1 protein-coding gene is annotated in these 858 nt (G+C 32.3%); it reads right to left on the reverse strand.

Annotated elements, in window-relative coordinates; all coding sequences use genetic code 11:
- On the reverse strand, positions 1–858 hold an 858-nt coding region (locus B0A58_RS16540; protein WP_165766355.1), incomplete at both ends, for a hypothetical protein.

Consider the following 858-nt stretch of genomic DNA (forward strand, 5'->3'; position numbering starts at 1 on the left):
GTAGTTGTTGATTAATTGCGTGTATTTACCACCATCTATTAAATAAATTACAGTTCCTCTACCTACCTCTGAATTTTGAACTGTAGTGTGCTCTGCTCCAGATGTAATCGTTATGAAAGAATGATTATTTTGAACAGGCGTAAAAGCGGTTAGACTATTCCAATCATTAAAATTACAAGACATAAACGAATTATGACGACCATTAATATTACGTATAAGATTTTTTGTATAGCTAGTTGCCTGAATAGTCAAATTGTTAAAAATATTATCTGTTGTATTTACATTTGATAAGAAGTCAACACCAACTAGAGTATTCTCGAATGAAAAATTTTCAAAAATATTGTCGTGAACTCTGTTCACACCTGTCAAAACAATTCCTTTATCTACACTAAAAAAGTGAATATTATGAAATCTATTATATCCTATCTGCTTAATTGAAGATTCTAAATAAACTCCAACCCTTATAGGATTCGAATCAAGAGGTGAGGCATCACTATTTGAAACTAAACTTGCGTTTGGTGCTAGTGTACCTCCATTCATAGCTTTGTGTCCAATATATAAATTCTCGAAAATATTGTTTCTTACATCAACCGTAGAATTTGCTGTTGTAAGAGCTAAACATGTATTGTTGTTTTCAGATAAAATACTTAAATTTTTGATGGTATTGTAATAACTACGCACTTCAAAAATATTTCCAGTGGTATAAGTAGTAGCGTTTGTAATACGAGTTCCAAATCCTTCACCTTCGATGGTAATACGACCACGGGCTAATGAATTAGTAGAACCATTGGTGTAGTCAAGTATTATAGGACCATTTACTTCATACTCGCCTTCAAGGATGACGATACGTTGGTAGTT

It is taken from the genome of Flavobacterium branchiophilum NBRC 15030 = ATCC 35035, assembly GCF_002217205.1.
GTDB lineage: Bacteria > Bacteroidota > Bacteroidia > Flavobacteriales > Flavobacteriaceae > Flavobacterium > Flavobacterium branchiophilum.